Here is a 23,137-nt window from a genome sequence, read left to right as displayed (position 1 = left end):
GCCCGGCCCCCCTCCCGGCTTTCCAGGGTGGCCCGAACAGATTGTTGCGGCCGCCGGTTGCTGACGTTCCTTCGTCAGATCCCCGGCGGCCCCGGCAAAAAGGTCGATTGGGCCAACGACACCTGCCTTGCCATGCGGTGCATACGCTCACCTGCATGTTTGAAAAACATCATATAGCTTTCGCAAAAATAGTTGTGACCGGGCTCGCCGTCGCGCGCAGTCGCAAACCGGTGTTTCGGGCAGCCGCCATTGCAGGCGAAGCGATACGAGCAGGCCTTGCATTGAGCGGTCAGAGCGTCCGCCTTGTGGCGTCCGAACTCCTGCTGGCGGTCGGTCCACAGCATCTCGCGCAAAGGTGTCTCGGTGATCCGGCCCAGCCGATACTGCGGATAGACATAGTGGTCGCAGGAATAGAGGCTGCCATCATGCTCGATCGCCAGACCATTCCCGCAGGTTTCGGCGAAGACGCACAGGGATGATCCACGGCCCAGCCACAATCCCAGCTGGACGTCAAAATGCTGCACGTAAACAGTGCCGATATCCCGGCGAAACCAGCTGTCGAACACATCACACAGGAACTTGCCATATGCGCGCGGACTGACGCTCCAGGGGGTGACGCTGTTTCCTGGATCCATGTCGGTCTGCGGCGCCCCCGCCAGACCGTCGCCCCGACCGCGTTCGGCGATCGGGATGAATTGCATGAAGACAATCCCCAGTCCCTTCAGGAAGTTGTAGACCTCCTTGCCCTTGCCGCCGTTGGCCCGGTGCACCACGGTCAGCGCGTTGTGCTCGACCTGATGGCGCTGCAGTATCTCCAGACCGCGCATCACCGCGTCAAAAGTCGGGCGTCCTGCCCGGTCGCGCCGGTAACGGTCGTGGATCCTTTTCGGCCCGTCGATGCTGATGCCCACCAGAAACCCGTTGTCGTGGAGAAACCTGCCCCAGTCGTCATCGAGCAATATTCCGTTGGTCTGCAGCGCATTGGAAATCTTCACCCCGCCGGGTGCAAATTTCTTCTGCAGCGCGACTATACGGCGGAAATAGTCCACGCCCAGCATGGTCGGTTCGCCGCCCTGCCAGGCGAATGGCACTTCGGCCATGCCCGCCTCGAGCGACGCTTCGATGACCTGACGGACATAGCTTTCCAGCACGTCGCCGGCCATGCGAAACTTCTTCTCGTCCGGGAAAAGCTTTTCCTTTTCAAGATAATAGCAATATTTGCAGTCGATATTGCAGCGCGGTCCGATCGGTTTGGACAGGATGCCGAAAGGGCGGGGCTGCTGCATTTCGCGCCTGCAGACCTAAAGAAATGCGCCATGGAGCGGCGCAGGGAACCGGCACGCAGATACCGAATGCAGGACGATCGCAATCATATCCGTTTTCCGGTTGCCCTATCAAATACATGCAGGCAGTCATCAGGCACCGACAGCGGGACGCTGTCTCCTGGCGCCAGCTGCAGGCGCTCGTTCAGACTGACCCGGAACGCCTCGCCGGCAACATCCAGCAACAGGTTCAGACGATCCCCGGTGTTTTCCGATGACATCAGCCTGCCCGAAAACAGGGCTGCGCCGGGCTCGGCGATGCGCACATGTTCCGGGCGGATTCCGACCGTTACCTCGCCCGCACCGGTGCCGGCGTAGGGGAACTCGGCGCCGAGCGCCATGATCCTGTTCCTGTCGCGGACCTCGCCTTCGACAAGATTCATCGCGGGCGAGCCGACGAAACCGGCAACAAACACGCTGGCGGGGTGATCGTACAGCTCCAGCGGCGGGGCGAATTGTTCGATCTTGCCCTTGTTCATCAACATCACCCTGTCGGCCATGGTCAGGGCTTCCACCTGGTCATGGGTGACATAGATCGCCGTCACCTTCAGTCGCTGTTGAAGATTGCGGATCTCGCTGCGCATCTGCACGCGCAGCTTGGCATCGAGGTTGGACAGGGGTTCGTCAAACAGAAACACCTTGGGTTCACGCACAATCGCGCGCCCCATGGCGACCCGCTGACGCTGGCCGCCGGACAGGTCCCTGGGTTTGCGATCAAGATAGGGCGTGAGGTTCAGCAGGTTCGCCGTTTCGGCGATGCGCCCTGCCCTGTCCGCCTTGTCGATGCCCATCAGTTCCAGCGGAAAATCGATGTTCTGGCGAACCGTCATGTGCGGATAGAGGGCGTAGGACTGAAACACCATCGCGATATCGCGATCACGCGGACTCTGCTGCGTGACATCCGTGCCATCGATGCAGATCGACCCGCTGGTCGTATCCTCCAGCCCGGCGATGATGCGTAGAAGTGTTGACTTGCCGCAGCCGCTTTCCCCGAGGATGGCAATGAATTCTCCATCCTGGATATCCGCATCGAGCCCGTGAAGAACCTCGACCGCTCCAAAGGACTTTCGCAGGGATTGTATGGTCAGCGTCGCCATCATGCGGTCTCCGCGATACGGGGCAGATCAAGTCGTGCGAAGGCCTCGGGCGGGGCATCGTTCCGGCGCATTTCGCCGGCCAGCTTTTGCGCCATCGCGGCATGAAGCGCCGCATCCTGCAGCGGCTCTTGCTGAAGCGGGTCCGTGCGGACATCGAACAGCAACGTGACGCCGTCTTCCATGGCCGCAGGTCCATGCGAGCTGTACCAGGGCGATTGCGGGATCACCGGTATCCGCATCACCTGATAGCCATCCGCATAGGCGAGATCGCCAACAAGTTCCGCATTCGCCATTTCGGCCTGCAGGAAATGCTCGCGCATGTGACTGGGAATCAGCGTGTATTGGTAAAGCGTCTGATCCAGCAGGTTTTCCGGATACCGGAAGTAACTGTAGCGGCCGTCCGTCACGTTGATCGCACCGCCGAAATAGCCAAAAATCACGCATTCATGGGTCGGCGCGGAGGGATCGGACAGCACCGGCAACAGCGACGTGCCCCGCACCGCATCCGGGATGTCACAGCCGAAGGCCTCCAGGAATGTCGGCATCAGATCAGGCGTCTGACTGAGCGCGCTACGCGACTGTCCCATCGCATCCATATGGGCCGGATGATGGATGAACAGCGGAATATGTGCGATTTCCTGATAGGCCGGCATCCTGTTCTTGGCCCACCAGTCGTGCTCTCCGGTGAGATAACCATGATCGGTCGACACAACCAGCATGGTGTCGCGCCACATGTCCAGCGCATCCATCTTGTCGAGCAGACGGCCGAGCTGTTCGTCGCAATGCGCCAGCAGCGCCTTGTAGTTGGCGCGCATCTCCTCGGGTTCGGCTTTCCCTTCGCTCACACGTGCATAGGGGGGCCAATCGCGCACCGGTCCGTCATAATCGGTGGGGAACCGGGCCCGCAGACGTTCGGGCGCATGAAACGGTTCGTGCGGATCGAAGGTTTCGATTTGCAGAAACCAGTTGTCCGCGTCCTTGTTGGTGTCGATGAATTCGCAACCGAGGTCGAAACACTGGACGGATGAAAAATCCGCCTCCTTGCGCATGTAGTCACGGTTTATCATGTTGTGCAGCGGCAGGTCGCCCGGATTTTCACTGTATTGCGCCGCGTGGTATTGCTTCCGGTAGCGTTTGAGATCGGGAGCGACATGTGCCTTCCAGCAGTCGCCTTCCTGCCCCCTCAGAAACTCGAAGCTGTTGAAGGCGTTGGGATAACCGGCGCCGCCCACTTCAAAATAGTGATAGTGGTCAGTGACAAGATGGCTGTAGATCCCCTGTTTTTTCATCACCTGGGTCATCGCCGTGTCAAAGGGCTCCAACGGTCCCCAACTGCGGTGCATGAAATTGAGCCGCCCCGTCTGAAGATCGCGGCGCGCCGGCATGCACGGCAGGCTTCCGACGTAATGATTGTCGAACCGGACGGATTTGGACGCGAGCCTCTGGAAATTCGGCGTCTGCATCAGGTCCGCGCCATAGGGCTGGAGAAAGTGACGGTTCAGGGTGTCGAACAGGACAAATATCGCACGCATGGCTAGATCGTGACCTCAGATTGGGGGATTTCGGAATTTAGCGCGATTTCGATCGAGAACCGCCGGCTGTCGCCCGGGCTCAACATGGGCATCTCGCCGGCCTCACGCGCTGCCTTGCGGGTTCTCCCGGCTGTGGAACAGGGCTCGATGCCGATCAGATTGTAACCGTCTCCCCTGACCCGCAGGACCTGGAGATAGGGAAGCGTATCGATGGAATAGGCCAGGCTGAAGGTCAGTCCCGTGTCGGGATTGCGCAGCCGGCATTCGGCCATTCCGTCTTGTGCCGCCTGCCGGTGGACCGATATTTCCGAAACCGGTGTGGCGGGCGGCTGGCCAAAGGGGGCAGTGGCGTCGTGATCGTCGCCACTCCAGACCTTCTCCGCCGGGTCGATAGACAGAACACTTGCCTGATCGACCAGCGGATATCCCAGATTGAAGTGATACAGCATCATGCTGGAAACGGCGGTCGGGCCGATATTGGTCACGGTATCGGCCAGCGTGATGGTTGTTCCACCCAGGGGCATCTCGATGCGCCGGCGCAGGCGCAACGTCCCCCGGAACAGCATGGACTGGGTCACCTCGCCTTCGCACCAGATATATGGCCGCGGGCCCTCCTCGTTCAGTCCGTAGCCGGTGAGCCGCGCGGGCTGATGCGCACCGCCGCCGTGCAACGGATAGGCAATTTGCGCTGTCGGATGCAGCGGCGCATCAAAAGCCGTTTCCCTCTCCGGCTGGCGGATATGGTCAAAACCACAGGTGGCGAGCAGGCCGGACATTCCGGTCAGGAACCCCTGACCGTCTTCCCCGTGAGCGTCGATATGGGCGGCACTGCGATAGCCCGAAGGGGCGTGCCAGGAAACGGTGGCCCCATGAAGCGCCAGCCGACCGATATCAAAGGTGCGGTCCACGACGATCTCCGCTTCCAGCCCGCCGCCGGAGCGCAATTCCAGAACCCGCACCCCGCGTTCCGCTCCATCGCCGAGCGTGACCAGTCGGACCGCGGCATAGGCGTCAAGGCTCGCATAGCGCCGGCGCATGCGCGCAAGATCGGGCGCTGTCATTTCACCGCTCCCGCAGTCAGCCCCTTGACGATGTAGCGCTGGCCGAACAGCAGGGCAAGCAGGGCCGGAATGGCGGACAGAACCGAGGCCGCCGCCATCTGGGTGTATTTGATCTCATTCTCCTGTGCGAATTTGGCGATGCCGACCGGCACCGTTGCCGAGGTGTTGTTGGTCAGGGCAAGCGCCACAGGGAATTCATTCCAGCTGAAGATGAAAACCAGAATGCCGGTCGACACCAGACCCGGCATCATGATCGGGATGACCACGCGCCACAGGGTCTTGACGAAACTCGCCCCGTCGATGAAGGCCGCTTCCTCCAGCTCGCGCGGGATCTCGCGCAGGAATGACGACAGCAACCAGAGCGCCATCGGCAAATGAAGGGTGGTGTGCGCCAGGATCAAGGCAACCGTATCGTTGGACAGACCTATTCCGCGGAACAGCTCATACCAGGCTCCGGCAAGGGTCACCGGGGGCACCAGGTTGAAGACAACCGCCCACAGCAGGAACAAGTTGACGACCCAGGCCGGCCAACGCAGGCGCAAAAGCGAATAGCCCGCCAGAAATCCGATCGTCATGGCGGCCATCGTGCTGGCGGAGGCCACCAGAACCGAGTTCAGGAAGTTCCGTGCGAAGGTGGAGGTGTTGCCGAACAGGACCTCGTCATAATTCATGCTGACGGGGGTGAACTTCACCGTTCCCATCAACAATGCGATCTGGGTTTTGAACGATGCCAGCGCGATCCACAGAAACGGTCCGATCGTCAGCACCGCCGCCAGAAACAGGAATCCCAGCAGAGCGCGGTCAACCGACAGATTTTGTTTTCTACGGGTACTCATTGGCTACGGCTCCGCTGCCGGGTCATGGCGACGGCAATCACGGCCGCGATGATGAAGATTACCGTCACGGACATGGCAGACCCGTATCCCGGATTGTCCTGGGTGAAGAAGCGCTGATAGATCGTGAAGCTGATCACCTCTGTCGCGGTGCCGGGACCACCGCCCGTCAGCAGGTAGACCTCATCGAAGACCTTGAAGGCGATGATGGCGCGAAAAACGAATGTGGTGAAGATGGCGGGCCACAGCAGCGGCAACGAGATACGGCGGAATTCCGTCCATTTGCTTGCACCGTCGATCTGCGCGGCTTCCGACACGTCCCTTGGCAAGGCTTCCACCGCCGCCAGAAGCAACAGAAACGAAAAGGGAGTCCAATGCCAGATATCGACGATAATCACCGACATCAGCGCCAGTGACGATGACCCGAGCCAATCGACAGGGCCCAGGCCGACGAGGTCGATGATCTGGTTCACGACGCCGAACTGGTAATTGTACATCAGCCGCCAGATGGCGCCGATGATGATGCCGGGAATAAGGATGGGCAGCAAAAACAAGGTACGATAGATCCGCGAGCGGCGGCCGACGCGCGAGCAGGCCAGTGCCAGCATCAGTCCGATGGTCACCTGTGCGGTGGTGGCGACACCAACGAGAATGACGGTGTTGAGGATACCGGCCTTGAACAGCGCATCCGACCCGAGAGCCAGATAGTTGTTCAGGCCGACCCAGGTCCATGTCGACTGTCCGCCCGACCAGGACACCTCGGCGAAACTGAGCGCGAAGAGGTTGAACAGCGGAAGCGCGGACAGCAGCGCCAGGAACAGGAAGGCCGGCAGTATGGAGAAATATCTGGCCGAACCACGGCCCCTGAAATTAGCCATTGGCTTTCTGTCCCCCGTCGGCAAGCTTGCACGACATCTATCTGGAAGCGTGAACTGGCGGCGGCAGGCGCCGCCAGTGTCTGTTGAATGGGATTCAGTTTGCCAGATCGGGCAGTCGGCCGACGTCATAACCGGCATCGACCATGATCTTTTCGATCTCCGCGGCCATGCCGTTCAGCGCGTCCACGACCGAAATCTCGCCCGCGACCACACGATTGAGGCCGACTTCCAGCACGGCAACGATTTCAGAGCCTTCCGGGATCGTCCACAACCGCCGCGCCATGGGCGAAGCCGAGCGCATGGTCAGCATGTAGCGGTTTTCCGGCTTGTCGGCGAAGTCGGATTCATATGCCGCGGCACTGACAGGCGAGCCCCCCAGTTCCGCATAGGCGATCTGGGTTTCAGGCTTCTGGAACCAGTCGAGAAAGGCAAGGGCTGCGACCTTGTGATCCTCGGGAATGTTCTTGGGTATGCCGCCCAGCCAATGGCCGAGAGCAGGCGCGGATGCATAGCCCGGCGCATGCGGGATCGTCATGTAGCCGATCTTGCCCGGAACGATGGACTTGTTGGGATCATCCATTTGCGACTGGGCCGCAGCCGGCAGGACGGCATGTGCCGCACGCCCGGTGACCAGATACTGGATCAGGTCGCCCTGCTCCATGCTTGCGGGGTTTTCCGGTCCGACCTCTTTTGAAATGGCCACATAGGTTTCCAGCGCCTCGCGCGCTTCCGGGCTGTTGATCGTAATGAAGAAATCCCCGTTCCCTTCATCCCGGAACAGCGATCCGCCATGACTGATCAGATAGGGCCAGTAATCCCAGGTGATGGAAATGGTTGCACGCGCACTGCGCTGCATCATACCGATCATTTCCGGCGGGTTGTGCAGGGCCTTCGCATTGGCAATCAGCTCGTCCCAGGTTTCCGGGATCTTCAATCCGTTCTGTTCGTAGAGATCCTTGCGGTAGAACATCAGTGTGATGTTGGGATTGACCGGAATCGTCAGCAGATCGCCGGTTTCGCAATTCACCGTCTTGTTCACCGCATCGAAACAAACCGTGTCGTCATAGGTGTAGATCTGCGGATCGAGTTTGAAATCCGGGTCAATATTCTTCAGCGGCTCCAGAAACCCTCCGTGATACATTTCCGGATAGAAGATGCCATTGACGATCAGGATGTCATATTCGCTCTGGTCGGAACGAACCGCATTGCGTTGCTTTTCGAGACTGCCGGCATAGGGGTTCACGTCGAGCGTGACCTTGTTGCCGGTCTCGGTTTCGTAGCGGCGGACAAGGCCCGCAAACCCATCCAGCCAGGGCGACTGGTTGATGACGATATTGATTGGCGCCAGTTCGTCAGCATAACTCACGGAAGCCGTCGTGAAGCAGAGAGCGGCCATCGCAGACAGTGCGGCGGACCGATAAATCGGTGCTAATAGTTTCATAGTTCCCTCCCTAGAAGCCCCGGCATGATCATATGTTGTCGGTACAACGACAATCTTCTTTTCTTTTGATTTGTCTAACCTGTTGGAATACGTTGAGACGCCGAAAGAAGTGTGGTGGGGCAAGGTTTTGATAAACATACGACAATTCCGTCACTTCATCGCGGTCCTTGAACATGGAAGCCTTCTTGCCGCGTCGAAGGAAGTGAACATAAGCCAGCCTGCATTGAGCAAAAGCATCATCTCCATGGAGAACTACTATCAGGTGCCCCTGTTCAAGCGCCTGCCGCGCGGCGTGCAGCCAACCGCCTATGCCCTGACGCTGGAACGGCACGCGCGGCGCATACTGCTCGACGTCGTTCAAAGCCGGACAGAGATTGCCGCCATTGCCGCGGGCTCCTCGGGGCGGATCGCCATCGGGACCGGTTCCTCCTTTGTCGGCATCGTGTCGGAAACGATGCATGAACTCGATCAGCAGCTGCCCGCAGCCGAGTTCACCGTGATGACCGACCACGCCCAGAACCTGCGCCGCGCTCTGCTGGACAATCGCATCGATTTCTACATCGGCATGGCAAATACGGAATTCGACGACGGCGCCTTTGAAGTCCAGATCCTGTTCACCGACCGTTTCACGGGGCTATGCAATCCAGGCCACCCGTTCGAGGGAAAGGCAATCGGCCCGGCACAATTGGCAAAGTCCGAATGGATCTTCCCCAATATGGAGGAACCTGCCCGCAAGGCACTCGATGCCTATTTCATCAATCACAACCAGGTGCCACCGCGCGTCAAGATCACCACAAATGCAGAATCCGTGATGAAGCGGTTTCTCACCGGCACCGACTATCTGAGCGCGACGCCACTGACAAATATCGACCTGCCGGAATTCAAGGGGTTCGGGCGTTTCACCCTGCAAGGATTTGATTTCGAACGAAAGGTCGGGATCGTGCAGCGTTCCAATGCACTCACCAACCCGCTGATCGAAAAATTCATCGACTCCCTGTCGACCAGGATCCTGAAACTGCGGCAAACTGCAGCCTGAAGCCGTGAAGGATTGTACATCGGCGTCAACTCCGGCCTGCGTCGCGCTTGCCTGACGTTTGCCCGTGGCCCGGGAATACTGCCTCCCGCTTCCGACCCTGGGCCGCTCAACCGGCGCCGTTCGGGTCGACGCTTCCGGCCGGAGGCGGACTTCAGGTGAAGACAGGCAGAATGCATTTGCATGATGCGGAGTATCGGCCTAATTGCGAAAGCGGAACGAAAGGGCCCCAGTATGAACATACCGTCCGACGACATCGCCTGGTTTGAAGGCGGCGCAAGTCACGTCGGTACCGACCACCCGGAAATCAAGACGGATGGTGAGGGCCCGGCTCGCAAGGTCAGGTTACGCGCCTTCGGTATCGGCAAATACGCAATCACCTTCAGCCAATTTGCCGAATTTGTTGATCAAACCGGATATGTCACCGATGCAGAGCGTTATGGCTGGTCGTTCGTGTTTCGCGGATTGCTGGAGCGGGACAATATCCCCACACCCGAAATCCTGCCCTGGTGGACCACGCTGGACGGCGCGTCGTGGCGCAGCCCGCTGGGCCCGCAAAGCGATTGGCGTTCCACGCCAGACCATCCGGTGGTTCACGTGTCCTGGAATGATGCCAGAGCCTATGGCGCATGGGCCGGAGGTCGCTTGCCCACGGAAAACGAGTGGGAGCATGCAGCCAGAGGCGGTGCTCACAAAGCTCGTTATCCCTGGGGGGACGACGAGCCAAGCGACACGAATGCAGTGCATTGCAACATCTGGCAGGGCGCCTTCCCGGAAACCAACCTGGAGGCAGACGGCTATTATGGCACCGCTCCCGTGCACAGCTTCCCCCCCAATGCGGCGGGGCTCTACAACATGGCCGGCAATGTCTGGGAATGGTGCGAAGACCTGTTCCGCATCCGCTCGCTGAGCGCCCGGGCCAAGAAACGGAATGCCGAGGCCCTGCGTGAAAACGAACGCGTGCTCAAGGGCGGGTCATTCCTGTGTCATCATACCGTATGCTGGCGCTATCGGATCGCCGCCCGCTCGGGAAAGCAGGCCGACAACGGCACCTCCAACGCGGGCTTCCGACTGGCCTTCGATCCGGATTGAGCGCGCGCCCATCAGGATATCTGACCCGCGCAGCCAGCCTTCCGTTCAGCTCCCGTTTCACAGTGAGTTGAGCCTGACCGGTGCCGTCGGAACGGACTGCGTCAACTGGTCGAGAAGATGTCCTGCCGTTTCACAGGCGGTTCTTCTTCATTGCGAGCCTGCACCCGGTTCGGGCGCGCCCCCCGGCCGGGCCGGGGATGGCTTCCGGGCAACATGGTGGAGTTGCCCGGAAGCCCCTTTCTTCCTCAGAGGTTGCCCGCCCCCATCTCGCGCGCGATGTAATCCGCCTGGCGGATCGCGAGCGCCACGATCGTGAGTGTCGGATTTTCCGACGCTCCGGTCGTGAACTGTGAGCCATCGGATATGAAGAGGTTCTCAATGTCGTGGGTCTGGCCCCACTTGTTGACCACCCCGTCTCGCGGGTTTTCGGACATCCGGTTGGTGCCGAGATTGTGTGTCGACGGATAGGGCGGTGTCGGGAAGGTCCGGGTTGCCCCGACCGCGTCATAGATCGCCTGCCCTTGTTTGTAGGCATGATTTCGCATGGCGATATCATTGGGATGATTGTCGAAATGCACGTTGGCGACCGGAAGGCCCCATTGATCCTTGACATCATGGTTGAGGGTGATGCGGTTGGTTTCCTGCGGCATGTCTTCGCCGACGATCCACAAACCGGCCATGTTTTCATAGGAATCCATGGCGGAGGTGAATTCCCGGCCCCAGGCGCCGGGATCGAGGAACGCGGCCATGAACGGCAGGCCGAGCGACAGGGTTTCCATCTCGTAGCCGCCGACGAAGCCGCGCGAGGGATCATGGCGGGCTTCATCCTGGACGATGCCGGCCATGGTCGTTCCGCGCCACATTCTGACCCGCTTGTCGAAAACCGCGTAGACCGAGCCCGTCATGTGCCGCATGTAATTGCGCCCCACCTGGCCGGAGCTGTTTGCCAGCCCGTCCGGGAACATTGCCGAGGCCGAGTTGAGCAGCAACCGCGGGCTTTCGATGGAATTGCCCGCGACACTGACAAGCCGGGCCTTCTGCAGCTGAAGATTGCCGTCCTTGTCGAAATATTCGACACCCGTCACCTTGCCCTGGTCGTTGTGCAGGATGCGCGCCACATGCGCGTGATCGCGCACTTCGAGGTTGCCCGTCGCCTCTCCGCGCGGAACGTCGGTATAGGCGGAGGACCATTTGGCGCCCCATTTGCAGCCCTGGAAGCAGAAGCCTGTCTGCTGGCAGGAGACCCGCTCGTCGTAATCGACCGAATTGATCGCCATCCGGCCCGTGTGAACCTCCTTGTAGCCAAGCGCCCTGGCGCCCTTTTCAAGAACAAGAAAGTTGTTGTTGCCCGGCAGACCGGGCCGGCCGCCGGTGCGCGTCACACCGAGCTTGTCTTCGGCCAGAGTATACCAGGGATCGAGGTCCTCGCCCGTAATCGGCCAATCGAGCAGATTCGCGCCCTGGACGGCACCGTAAGTGGTCTTCGCCTTCCATTCATGCGGCTGAAAACGCAGGGAAGCCCCGGCCCAGTGGATCGACGTTCCCCCGACGGCCTTGACGATCCAGGCGGGCAGACCGGAAAAATCCCTGGAAACGCGCCAGTCACCGGACGTCGTGCGCGGGTCCACCCACGCCAGTTGTCCGAAACTTTCCCATTCGTCATTGACGTAGTCTTCCGGCAGATAGCGTCCGCCTGCCTCGAGGGCGACGACGCTTACGCCTTTCTGCGCCAGTTCATTTGCCAGAACGCCTCCCCCGGCGCCGGTTCCGATGACAACAACAACGCTATCGTCGTTCAGGTCAAAAGGTGCAGCCATGGTTATTCCTCCCGCAGGCTCAAAGCCAGTTTATGTCGTTGAAGCCCCGATCGATGTATCCACCGAACTCGAAGGACGCCCCTTCGTATCCAAACAGCGGCCAGACGGCCTTCTGGTTGTAGAGGCCGGTCACAAGACCGCCGCGGATCTTCTGGAAGAACGGGCTTTCCTCCATGGACCGGAGGATACGCACGCGATCGGCCTCCCAGCCGATATCGAGATAGGACGCGAATCCCCTGCCAAGGGCGGCCGCATTCAAGGCCTCGATTCCGGCTTCGATATCCTCGGCATTGTCAGGGGTGTCGTATCCCTTCACCGCCAGGACGTAGTATTCGTCCCCGATCCGGTCATGCGGGTAGATGTCGCGGGCCATTTGCACCAGGGACGCAAAGGTCTCCGGCTTCAAAACCGTCAGTTCCGTTGCCCAGGCTGCGTCCCTGGCCGCCATGAAACCGGACCCCACCACAAAGGCGGCGCCCATGGCACTCCCCCGGGCGAGAAGCTGACGCCTGGTCAGGCCTTTCGGACCCTTGGTATTTTTCATTTTCTCTCCTCCCACTTGCATTACTTGAACCGGCCTCCACGCTCCAGCACCTCGATCTGGTAGCCGTCCGGATCGGCAACAAAGAAAAACCGCGCAACGACCTCCCCGGCAGGCGCGAATTCGACGAGTTTTCTGGGGTGTAGGCCTTCGGCTTCGAACCGGGCATGTTCCGCGTCGAGGTTGTCGACGGAAACCGCCAGGTGACCATATCCGTCACCCAGCTCATAGGGGTCCGTGCGTCCCTTGTTGACGGTCAACTCGAGCTCAAACCCGGATTCGGGATTGCTCAGATACACAAGGGTGAAATCGGGAAAGTCCAACCGGTCGGCGACTTTCAGGCCGAAGGCCTTGTCGTAGAAATCGACAGACCGGCGTTCGTCCAGAACCCGGACCATTGAATGGATTGCTTTGGCCAAATGCTGCTCCTGCTGGATTTGTCACATCACAACAGGAGCGTAGCGCCACAGGGCCGGGCCGCGGGTAGTATGTCCATACTGCGACCCGGAAATTCCCGGCGCAGGCCCGACGGCTATTCCGCCGCGATGGAAGCAGCGTGGTGGTCGGGTGACATTTCCATGAATTTCAGGCAGGCGCAGCGCAACAGCGATGTGAAGTTCGAGGGCTCCCCTCTCAGCTGCAAGACCTCCGAATGCAATGTGGAAATGAAGACTGGCGTGGTGACGCCTTCGGTCATGGCGATCTGGTCAAGAATTTGCCAGAACGAGTTTTCAAGGCGAATGCTCGTGCTTTGCCCGTTCAGGCGCAGCCGCCTCGTATGACTTGCATATCTCTCCGGTTCCTGACCGGCAAAAACATGGCACATCGGCTCTCCTCCAACGATGCACTGGTTATGCCAGAACTTATCCTTTTGATGACATACCGAATTTTGGATACGAAATAAGGGTATTCTCTCTTTCGAATTGGTCAAGCTGGAATTAAACCACCCCCTGTTCGAGGGCAACCCGCGAAAAACCACGCAACAGAAGACAGGCTGGATCAAACTGTCGCAAATCACCTGTCGCGCAGGACCGCCAGGTCCTGTGTGATGTCATCCGCACCGGGGCATGCGACCTGCGGAAAGGCGGACACAGGGTGAGACCGCCGCAAACGCGTTATTTTCCGGCAATCTGCCGACAACGCCCCTGCCATTTTGAACGCCAGGCAGCCCGCTGCAGTAGTGGCAAAGGTCTTTCGCGCCTCTGTTTTTCGGCACGGTTCCGCGGGTTTGGCAGCGCTGCGCGGACCGGGGACATACTCATGTCTTCCCCGTCGGAGCATTTGCCGGGGCGCCAGGCCTGAACCCGGCCGCCGCCGGGGACAGGCATGCCTGACCGTCGGGAAAAGGCCCCACGCCCCGCCAGCCCCTTCCAGAACATTGCGGACCGCCCCCTTGGCTGAAGCTTTGCGCCGGGACTTCCCCGTCGGTCTCTTGCGTGCATTTCGCCCGTCTCTTGCGGCGCGGCCTTATGTCTCGTCCTCGCTCCCCTGACGGGTTGCGATACGGCACAACTCCGCGTCAAGAAATCTCGCCGGACCGTTTCAGGGCTACTCACCGGAAGCAGGTGGTGCGGTATAAATCGTGTTGCCTTCCTTGATGGTCTCCATGACCTTGATATCATGAAGCTTCTCCGGATCTATTGCCGTCGGATTGTCGGACAGGATCACGAAATCGGCCAGTTTTCCAGGAGCGATGGATCCCTTGGTGTCTTCCTCGAAGTGCTGGTAAGCGGGCCAGATCGTCATCGCTTTCAGCGCGGTCACGACATCGACCCTCTGATCCGGTCCGATGATGTCGCCGGAGCGGGAGCGCCGGGTCACGGTGGCGGACAGAATGCGCATGGAATCCGGCAGGGCCACCGGTGCGTCATGATGTGACGAAAACGCCAATCCCCTTTTTCGGAACCAGCCGGTCGGGGAGATGTTGTCGGCCAGTTCCGGCCCGACAGTCCGGTCCCGGTGCCAGTCGCCCCAGTAGAATGTGTGCATCGGGAAGAGTGACGGGAAGACCTTCAAGGCCGCGGCGCGGTCGACCTGATCTTCGCGCAGGAACTGACCGTGGATCAGCACCGGACGGCGGTCGGCACGCCCGTGCTTTTCCTCGGCAGTCTGAATTGCTGCAAGCAACAGGTCGCTGGCAGCCTCGCCGTTGGAGTGCGTGAGGATCTGAATGTCATTTTCGAAAGCCCAGTCGATTGCATCGAAGACCTCATCGGACGTAGCAGCAGAAAATCCGGCGTAGTCAGCCCTGTAGTTTTCCGGAGGGTTGTAGTACGGGCGGTCGCGCCATGCGGTGAACCCTTGCGGTGAGCCGTCGATCGTCAGTTTTGCACCGACCACCCGAAGCCGGTTTGTGTAGTCGCGGGAAACCTTCTCCTTGATCATGTCCCGATCGACCAGCACGTCCGGATAGACCGTCACGTCAATTTCCAGTTTGCCCGCCGCAGCCGTGGCTTCCATCGCCTTGACCTGCCCCGGCATGGCGCGGCCTTCCTGGGCGGTGGTGTATCCGTAGCTTTTGGCCATATCGGTACCGGCCAGGAACATGGCCTCGGCACCAGCGGCATCGATGGAGGACGTCAATTTGACCAGTGCCTCGAAATGCGCGGTTTCTTCCAAAACGCCAGTCGGATTTCCCTTGTCGTCACGCCTGATCACTCCGCCGGGCATGTCTTTCGTCCTGGCGGTATAGCCAACGATTTCCAGTGCCTTGGAGTTCGCGACGCCAAGATGGCCGGACTGGTGAATGATATAGATCGGTGTGTCCCTGGACACGGCGTCCAGATCGTCCCTGGTTGGATGACGCTGCTCCGACAGCTGGCTGTCGTCATAGCCGAATCCGGGGATCAGGTTTGTGCTCTTGATCTGGGCTTCGTTGCCTTTCATCCAATCCTGGATCTGCTTCTGCAGCGCTGGGATATCGTTGGTCTGGCCATCTGGAGCAGGCAACAGATTGGCTGACTTTGCCTGAAACCCGACCATGAAGACATGCCCATGGGCATCCACGAAACCGGGGATCATTGTCTGGCCGCCCAGGTCGACCAGCTCCGTGTTGGCCCCCTTGTGCTTTTCAAGGTCGGCACTTGCGCCCACGGCCAGGATCTTGCCGTTCTTGACGGCAACGGCTTCAGCCTGCGGCAGCGAGTCTTCCATGGTCAGGACCGGACCACCGGAATAGATCTTGTCAGCCACTTCCTGCGCAAGAGCGCTCGGCAGCCCCGCTGCCTGAAGAGCTGCCAGCAAAGCGAAACGCTTCAGGAAATGATATCGCATGGAGAGGGCCTCTTGAACTGTAACATGTGATTTACGTGTGAACCGGATACCGGCTTCCCACACAGATTGGTGTCTCTCGGTACTCGCGCCCGAGAGACAGGGATTTCTTTGATTTTCCGGCAGCGCCGGGACCGGGCCCCGCCTTTCGCTCCGATTTCGGCGACAGGAGAGGCCCGGCCGCCATGAACTGGTTGAATCCCTTTTCTCAGAACTTGACGTTGAGGCGCGCATAGCCGCCAAATCCATATGCGCTGGGGGAAACGGCCGACTGCCCCAGAACGGACAGGCTCACGCGCTCGCTGATCTCGGTGTTCAGACCGGCTTCAAAGTTGAGCTCGAAGCGCTCGTTTTCGATCAAAAGCTCCAGATCCCCGAGGTCGGCCCCGACATCCGACAAGCGGGTGGTGACGGCGAACTCCGGATCCGTCAACTGTGTTGCAAGGCCAGCCCGAAAGAACGCCACAGCTGATGACCCGGACCAGGAAAACGCCTTGCCAACTTCAATCGCCGGGCGGGCGGTGACCGTTGTGTGCGAAATCGCATCTATTTCCCAGTTCAATCCGCCGGTACCGTATTCCGTATATTCGTCCTGCCACATCTGCGAGACCGAAAGCGCCGCACTTGGCTTGATATAGATGCCCCCTTGCTCGAAGACGCCATAGACCCGTGCCTCGGCCGAGAGGAACCGGCCATCAATGTCCGAAGTCGCTTCGCTGGTGCCCGTACTGGACGCATAATTGCGTTGATGGCCGAACTGGTAGATGCCCCCGGCAAAACTGCTAGAGAAGGTGAAGGCGCCGACTTCCCTTTTGATGGCCAGTCCGCCTCCAAGACGGAACCCGTCCTGAGCAAACTGCGCGCCCTGAATCTGGACGTTTTCATACTGCCCGCCAACTTCGACAAACCAGTCGTCAGCAACCTCGAACTGAGCCGCGGTGGCCAGACCGGTCACAGTCTCGTCGAAGGAAGGCTGGGTGTCCGTTTTCTTCTGGTGGGTCACACCTCCCAGAGCCTGGGCCCAAACGCATTCCTGCTGACGAAAGAAGCCCTCCGGATCTGCCGGGTCCAGTCGCGGGCAACTCTGAAGCAGTCCGTGTACGGCATGGCTGGAGGCAAATGCGCGACTGACGCCATTGCCGGCTTCGTCGACAATGTGCTCGGCGTAAACTTCAGCCAGTTCGCTTGAGGAGCGGGCATTCAGGGCAACCAGGCTCAAGGCCTTCAGTTCATCGGACACAAGCCCTTCCATCTCCTCGATCGCGCCGAATACGTTTCCGAAGTAGGATCCGAAGGAGCTTTCGTTCTTCGACAGAGTCGCCCCGGATGCCTTTCCGGAATAATCCACCTTGTACTTCAGTTTGACATTCGTGCCCTCGTCATTGGCTTCAAGTGAATAGGCTGCTGCAGTTCCGGTATCCGTTCCCAGCGCGGTGATATCAAAGGACTTGCCTTCCGCTGCATTGAGGTCGAGGACGTCAAGCACTCCGGTCGCGCCGTCCTGGACGCCCTCGGTTCCCACCCAATGCGCGGCCAGCACACCATCGAGCGTTCCGCCTTCCGCAAAATCGAGGACCAGTTTTCCGTTGGCCATCGAGTTGGATGTATCCACATTGAAGAGCATTTCACCGGTGCTGGTCTGATCGAAGGTGCCAGCCGATTTCAGCGTGACAATCGGCGTTTCCTTCGCCCAGCCCGGCGTCAGCGTGCCACTGTTTTCAAAACGTGTGTAGGAGTTGGTGCCAAACTCCGAATTGCCAATATTCATAGTGCCGCCGCTCTTGTTGATAACGGAGTTCTGGGCGGTCCCGTCGGCCTGGAAATTCAGACGTCCATAAAACGTCCCGTAGTTGTGAAAGCGAAACGCGCTGGTTCCATCGGTTTCAACGGCATAGTTCTTGCTGAAAACCTCACCGTAGTTGATCAGAACATTGGAATTCTTGATCTCGTGGTTATCATCGATGACTTCACGGCCGGAAAGAAAGGCGATGGCTGCATAGGAGTCCTCATGATCCGTCTTGTTGACGTTGCCACCCTTTTCGATCTTGACATAAGATACTCCGGTGCTTGTGCCGGCGCTGTCGTAATCGGTGCCGTTTTCATCAGCCTGCACCAGAATTGCCCTGCCGTTCGCCCCGCTCGCGGTGACAGTCCCGGCAACGTCGACCTTCACACCACCGGCATAGCTGTCGTCACTTCCGCCGGCCGCGCTCTGCGCGAAGATGCCGACGGCCCCGTCACCTTCCACCTTGACCGCGGCGCCCCGGGACACAGTGACCTCCACCATGCCGGCATTGCCCTTCATGCCCGTACTTCCGATATAGCCGGGGTCATCGTCGTGCCCTTCGGCAATGAGCTCGCCCTGCGCGCCACCGCCACCACCGACCGACTGAGCGAAGATGCCATGAGCGTTGACGCCAGACGTGAGGATTGAACCATCGTTGACAACGGTGATATCGCCACCGTCACCGCCATCGCCACCGTCATCAACATCGAAGATCTGGGAGCCCAGGGTCTCTACAAGATCGTCAAGTTCATGGACGATGTTCGTTTCGATATCTCCACCAGCACCGCCACCGCCACCGATTGAATGAGCGAAGATGCCCATGGCTCCACTGCCCTTGGTCGAGATCGTTGCATCGGTTTTGTTGGTGACACTGACCGCGCCGCCGTCACCGCCACCGCCGGAGTTTCCAGCGACCGTCAGCGATGTGATCAATCCCTGGCTGCCGTCTCCTCCCGAGCCACCGCCACCGCCAACCGACTGGGCATAGATTGCCGTCGCTGAGTCGCCTTCGGTCGAAATGTTGTCACCACTTTCCACAACGACCTCTCCGCCGTCGCTGCCCTCGCCTGCACCGCCACCGACATCAACCGAAAACCCTTCAAGCAGACTTCCCGGGAACTCCTTGTACTGGTCGTAGATTTCCTTGAGTGTGTTGAGCTTCTCGTAGTCTTCGTAGACATCGGCCAGCCACCCTTCCAGATCAGGTTCGCCGTTGCCGCCGGTACCGCCGGAGCCGCCTACCGACTGAGCGAAGATACCGTAGGAGGCAACACCGCTGGTCTTGATCGAGCCGCCCTTTGCATTGGTCACCGTGACCGCATCACCATGGCCACCGCCGCCGGCAAAACCGCCCATGGTGTAGCTGAGGCTCACGCCTTTGGACTCGGCGCTCTCGCCTTCCTCATCCTTCGGTGCCAGCGTATAGCCGATCGAATAGGCACCGGCATTGCCGCCATCACCGCCGCCGCCGCCAACGGACTGCGCATAGATGCCGTAAGACGTGTCCTGCTGGGTGGTGATAGTGCCGGTATTATCGATCGTGACAGCGCCGGCATGATCGCCTGACCCGCCATAGCCCCCGACCTGCGAATTCGCTGAGATCTTGAGGTATTCCTCCTTCTCGCGAGCGAAGTCACCGAAGAAACCGTAGCCAGCTCCGCCATCGCCGCCACTGCCGCCGAGGGATTGCGCGAAAATGCCATGCGCATTTCCGCCTTGCGTTGACAGTGCCGCCGAGTTTGAAACCGACACATCGCCGCCCAGTGACCCACCACCACCAGCACCGCCGACCTCGACGTTGACGGAGATATCGCTACCGGTTCCCGCGGACAGCGTTCCCCCGTAACTCAGCCCGCCTGAACCGCCGTTGCCGCCCACCGATTGGGCAAAGATTGCATCCGCATAGTGTCCGCTTGTGGTGATCGCACCCTTGTTGTCGACAGTCACCTTTCCGGCCTGGCTGCCGCCGCCGCCCTTGCCGCCAACGGTCACATTGGCAGTACCGGCTCCTTCCGTGGAAATGTCGATCGTGCCGGAATAAACAGCGCCGCCCATGCCGCCATCACCGCCTATCGACTGAACCGCTATGCCCGATGCATAAAATCCATCCGTGAGAATGGTTCCGGAATTGTCGATTTGGACGTCCTCGGCGATACCGCCGTCACCGCCATCGCCGCCCACCCCGACGGTGATCGATCCCGTAAATTCGCCACCGGTCGCAGTGCCCTGAGCCAGCATTCCCGCGTTGCCGCCGGATCCACCGCTGCTCTGTGCCGCAATCCCGATCGAATAGTTACCCTTCGTGGTGAGGTTACCCGTATTCGTGACGGTCGCCTTGCCCCCCTGCCCGCCTTCGCCGCCATTGCCACCTACACCTATGTTGAGCGCGGCGACGCTAACAGCGCCAGATGCCGTAAGCGCACCATTCCCGCCACCGCCGCCAAGGCTCTGGGCGAAGATCGCAATCGCGCCGTCATTATCGGTAGTGATCCCGTTCCGGTTGTCGACGGAGACATCGCCGGCAGTGCCGCCCGCCCCGCCATCACCGCCGTGCGTATAGTCAAGGCTGAGGCCCAGATCTCCATTTACAGTGGTATTGGCCTGGCCGCCGCCGCCGGCAACGCTCTGGGCGAAGATACCGCCTGCCAACACACCCGAGGTGTGGATCTTGCCTTTGTTGATGACATTGACATCGCCGCTCACACCGCCGTCGCCGCCTGACTGGCCCAGCGTCACCGCACCGGCGGAAAGACCCGTGGATGCATCGATTGTTGTGCCGGCTTTACCACCGCCGCCAGCGAGCGATTGTGCAAAGATGCCGAAAGATGCCGAACCGCTTGTGGTAATCTGCCCGTTCGAGGTCACGGTCACTTTACCGCCATTTCCGCCAGCGCCGCCGCTGGCGCCCTGGTTCATGACGTATTGACTGAAGTTTACGCCAGCGTTTGCATCGATCACATTGCTCGATTGGCCGCCACCGCCACCGACTGACTGGACAATGATGCCGTCCGATTCTGCGCCTGTGGTCTTGATGACCGCATCGCTGCTAAGGGTTACGGCACCGCCATCGCCACCGGCGCCGCCGTCAACGCCCATGTCGTGATTGAACTCGAAGGCAACTCCAGCCTGAATGCTGTTGCCGGCAGCACCGCCACCACCACCTAGAGACTGAATCAACACGCCCGCCGAATTGTGTCCCGAGGTCTGGATCTTTCCGCTGATGGAACCGGAAACCGTACCGCCATCACTGCCCGTCGAGACGTTCGATGAGCCGGTATTCGAGTTAAATACCAGACCGATATTGATCTCGGTCGCATTGCCACCAACTCCGCCGCCACCGCCCACGGACTGTGCAAAATAACCACGCGAGTGTGCGCCCAGGGTCGTGATGCTGTCCTTGCCGGTTCCGGTGAAAGTGACATTGCCCCCCGATCCACCATCGCCGCCGCTCGCACCAACCAGGGGCGCGATCACGTCAACCGCCGCGAAGGAGCTCGCGCCCTTGCCGCCGCCGCCGCCCAATGACTGCAGCAGCACTCCATCAGAATGAGCACCTTCGGTTTTGACCGAGACGCCACTGTTGCTGCTCGTGAAAACGATCTTGTCGCCGTCCCCGCCACCGCCACCGTCCTGACCCAAGGCGAATGCACCGCTCGGCGAATAGGCATCTCCGCCGCCTGCGCCGATACTTTCGGCAAGAATACCGACCGAACTTATGCCCTTTGTCGTGACCGTGACCCCCTGGACGGACAGATCAATGGTGCCTCCGTCGCCGCCAAGACCACCACTGCCGCCAACTGCATAGAAACCTTCCGCAGCCCCCGAGCTGCCGCCACCGCCGCCAATAGACTGGACCTTGACGCCGACCGCGTTGAGCCCTTCGGTTGCGAAGGTGCTGTTCTTGAGCGAAACCGCAACCTCGGCGCCACTCCCTCCGGCCCCGGCCGAAGAGCCAAGCGCAACAAGTCCCGAGCTCTTGCCGGCCTTTCCGCCACCGCCCCCGACCGATTGAACGTGCAATGCGCTTGCGTGGAGGCCTGAAGTCGAGACATCCGTCGAACTGATCGTTGCGGTCACCTTGCCGCCAGCGCCTCCCGAACCGCCGGAGGACCCGTAAGAGATGAAACCGGAGACATCACCACCGGAACCGCCCATCCCACCGACGCTCTGCACCAGGATTGCATCCGCCTCGAGGTTGTCCGTGCTTACGCTGGAGTCAGTGAGGGTCAGCTTGACCTCGCCGGCTTCACCCGGGTCACCCGGATTGCCAGCGTTGCTCGAGAAAGCCCCGCTGCTGCCACCGCTTTTCCCTGCAAGACCACCTGCGCTTTTCAAATGGATTCCGTAAAAAGCGTCAGCCCCTTTCGTCGTGACGTCCACCTTGAGATCTGCAGTCACGTCGCCGCCGTTGCCAGCCTCGCCGCCGCTGCCGCTGCGGGAGCCGCTGCCGCCTTTGTCATCGCCGCCGTCGCCGCCGTCACCACCAACGCTCACGAGCTGGATGCCGATCGGCCCAGTCGTTACGATGGTGCTTAACGCTGAGGTCGCTGTAACGTTGATGTTCCCGCCATTGCCACCCTGACCGCCCGCACCCCCATAGGAACTGTCGGCACCGTGCACTTCTGCATAATTTCCATCTCCACCGTTGCCGCCATAGGTGAGGACCTGGATGCCGAAGCCGGCACCATTGTAGTCGAGATAATGCCCATCACGGAGAGTCAGAATGGCGTTGCCGCCGTTGCCACCCGCGCCGCCATCGCCGCCATTTGCATCTTTCAGGCCTCCCTTTGAGTATGCCCAACCGCCGTCGCCGCCATTACCGGCGAAGGTGGTAAGCTGGATGCCATGCGAATCCGAGCGCTGACCCGTGGCCTGGATTGCACCGACACCCCCGTCGTCCGACCCGGCTCCGAGCGGATTCTGTTGCCCAACAAATGTCAGATCACCACCATCGCCGCCAGCGCCCCCCTGACCACCGGTGGCGTGTTTGTCCGTGTGGCTTGCTTCATGGGCATCACTGCCGTCCCATCCCCGGGTGACGAGTTCCACCGCACTCTCACCGGTGATACCAATGCTCTTGAAGTCGAGGCTCACATTGGCGGTCAACGCATGCCCTGAACTGCCGTCAATGCCGTCCTGTCCGTTGCGGTTGGAGCTCGACCAATCATCGGGCGAGGGTGTTTGACCGCCTATATCGCGCAAATAGATGGCAGGTCCAAAACCGTCACCGCCATTGTGGGCGTCGATTTCCTCTCTCAGGTCACGGAGTTCGATCGTGTCGACACCGTCAGCGGCGTAGTCGTCATAGACGACCGGATCACTGAATGCGCCCATGCATGTGGCGGTTCCGTCCACGACCGAGCATTGCGCCGCAGCCGGAGTGAGTGACGTTGCTGACAGCAACACCGCAACAAGCGGTGACGTAGAGGAAATA

General features: G+C 60.1%; 15 protein-coding genes. 2 read left to right on the top strand and 13 right to left on the bottom strand.

All coding sequences use genetic code 11. The annotated features are described in order from the left end of the window. Window positions 1-74: 74 nt before the first annotated feature. The 7 genes from DCO57_RS08415 to DCO57_RS08385 form a co-directional block, all read right to left on the bottom strand. Window positions 75-1,286 (bottom strand): anaerobic sulfatase maturase, encoded by a 1,212-nt coding sequence (locus tag DCO57_RS08415; protein ID WP_116698435.1) that lies wholly within the window; start codon window positions 1,284-1,286, stop codon window positions 75-77. Window positions 1,287-1,369: 83 nt separating this feature from the next. Then, window positions 1,370-2,419: a sn-glycerol-3-phosphate ABC transporter ATP-binding protein UgpC gene (gene ugpC / locus DCO57_RS08410; protein ID WP_116698469.1), complete on the bottom strand. Its 1,050-nt coding sequence runs from the start codon at window positions 2,417-2,419 to the stop codon at window positions 1,370-1,372. Beyond that, window positions 2,419-3,951, bottom strand: coding sequence for a sulfatase (locus DCO57_RS08405; RefSeq protein ID WP_116698434.1), 1,533 nt, complete (start codon window positions 3,949-3,951; stop codon window positions 2,419-2,421). Before DCO57_RS08405 ends, ugpC begins: the two co-directional genes overlap by 1 nt. Before the next feature lie 2 nt (window positions 3,952-3,953). Then, window positions 3,954-5,012: a DUF4432 family protein gene (locus tag DCO57_RS08400; RefSeq protein WP_116698433.1), complete on the bottom strand. Its 1,059-nt coding sequence runs from the start codon at window positions 5,010-5,012 to the stop codon at window positions 3,954-3,956. Then, window positions 5,009-5,848, bottom strand: a complete 840-nt coding sequence (locus DCO57_RS08395; RefSeq protein ID WP_116698432.1) for a carbohydrate ABC transporter permease — start codon at window positions 5,846-5,848, stop codon at window positions 5,009-5,011. The genes DCO57_RS08400 and DCO57_RS08395 overlap by 4 nt, the downstream gene beginning before the upstream one ends. Then, complete coding sequence (locus tag DCO57_RS08390) at window positions 5,845-6,723, bottom strand: sugar ABC transporter permease (RefSeq protein WP_116698431.1); 879 nt, start codon at window positions 6,721-6,723, stop codon at window positions 5,845-5,847. The genes DCO57_RS08395 and DCO57_RS08390 overlap by 4 nt, the downstream gene beginning before the upstream one ends. 94 nt (window positions 6,724-6,817) lie before the next feature. Next, on the bottom strand, window positions 6,818-8,164 hold the full coding sequence (locus DCO57_RS08385; protein WP_165814688.1) for an extracellular solute-binding protein: 1,347 nt from the start codon (window positions 8,162-8,164) through the stop codon (window positions 6,818-6,820). 109 nt (window positions 8,165-8,273) lie between these two features. Between DCO57_RS08385 and DCO57_RS08380 the strand changes: the two genes are divergently transcribed. Together DCO57_RS08380 and DCO57_RS08375 are read left to right on the top strand one after the other, a co-directional pair. Continuing rightward, complete coding sequence (locus DCO57_RS08380; RefSeq protein ID WP_244287907.1) at window positions 8,274-9,200, top strand: LysR family transcriptional regulator; 927 nt, start codon at window positions 8,274-8,276, stop codon at window positions 9,198-9,200. Between the two features lie 231 nt (window positions 9,201-9,431). After that, entirely contained in the window at window positions 9,432-10,289 is an 858-nt protein-coding gene (locus DCO57_RS08375) for a formylglycine-generating enzyme family protein (protein ID WP_116698428.1), read from the top strand. A 245-nt stretch (window positions 10,290-10,534) separates the two neighbouring features. Here DCO57_RS08375 and DCO57_RS08370 read toward each other — a convergent pair whose 3' ends face one another. From DCO57_RS08370 to DCO57_RS08345, 6 genes are all read right to left on the bottom strand, one after another. After that, window positions 10,535-12,106 carry a GMC family oxidoreductase gene (locus tag DCO57_RS08370; RefSeq protein WP_116698427.1) on the bottom strand — a complete coding sequence of 524 codons (1,572 nt, stop codon included), beginning with the start codon at window positions 12,104-12,106 and terminating at the stop codon, window positions 10,535-10,537. Between the two features lie 19 nt (window positions 12,107-12,125). Further along, a complete protein-coding gene (locus tag DCO57_RS08365; protein ID WP_116698426.1) occupies window positions 12,126-12,650 on the bottom strand; it encodes a Twin-arginine translocation pathway signal in 525 nt (174 codons plus the stop codon). A gap of 20 nt (window positions 12,651-12,670) precedes the next feature. Then, window positions 12,671-13,066, bottom strand: a complete 396-nt coding sequence (locus tag DCO57_RS08360) for a VOC family protein (RefSeq protein ID WP_116698425.1) — start codon at window positions 13,064-13,066, stop codon at window positions 12,671-12,673. Between the two features lie 113 nt (window positions 13,067-13,179). Continuing rightward, on the bottom strand, window positions 13,180-13,578 hold the full coding sequence (locus tag DCO57_RS08355; RefSeq protein ID WP_244287903.1) for a ribbon-helix-helix domain-containing protein: 399 nt from the start codon (window positions 13,576-13,578) through the stop codon (window positions 13,180-13,182). A 617-nt stretch (window positions 13,579-14,195) separates the two neighbouring features. Then, window positions 14,196-15,920 (bottom strand): amidohydrolase, encoded by a 1,725-nt coding sequence (locus DCO57_RS08350; RefSeq protein ID WP_116698423.1) that lies wholly within the window; start codon window positions 15,918-15,920, stop codon window positions 14,196-14,198. Window positions 15,921-16,125: 205 nt separating this feature from the next. Continuing rightward, entirely contained in the window at window positions 16,126-23,058 is a 6,933-nt protein-coding gene (locus DCO57_RS08345; protein ID WP_133192642.1) for an autotransporter outer membrane beta-barrel domain-containing protein, read from the bottom strand. Window positions 23,059-23,137: the final 79 nt, after the last annotated feature.

Origin of the sequence: Labrenzia sp. 011 (genome assembly GCF_003075075.1) — a bacterium.
Taxonomy (GTDB): Bacteria; Pseudomonadota; Alphaproteobacteria; order Rhizobiales; family Stappiaceae; genus Roseibium.
The sequence above is the reverse complement of the archived record's forward strand: the minus strand, read 5'-3'. Positions and strand labels throughout refer to the sequence as shown.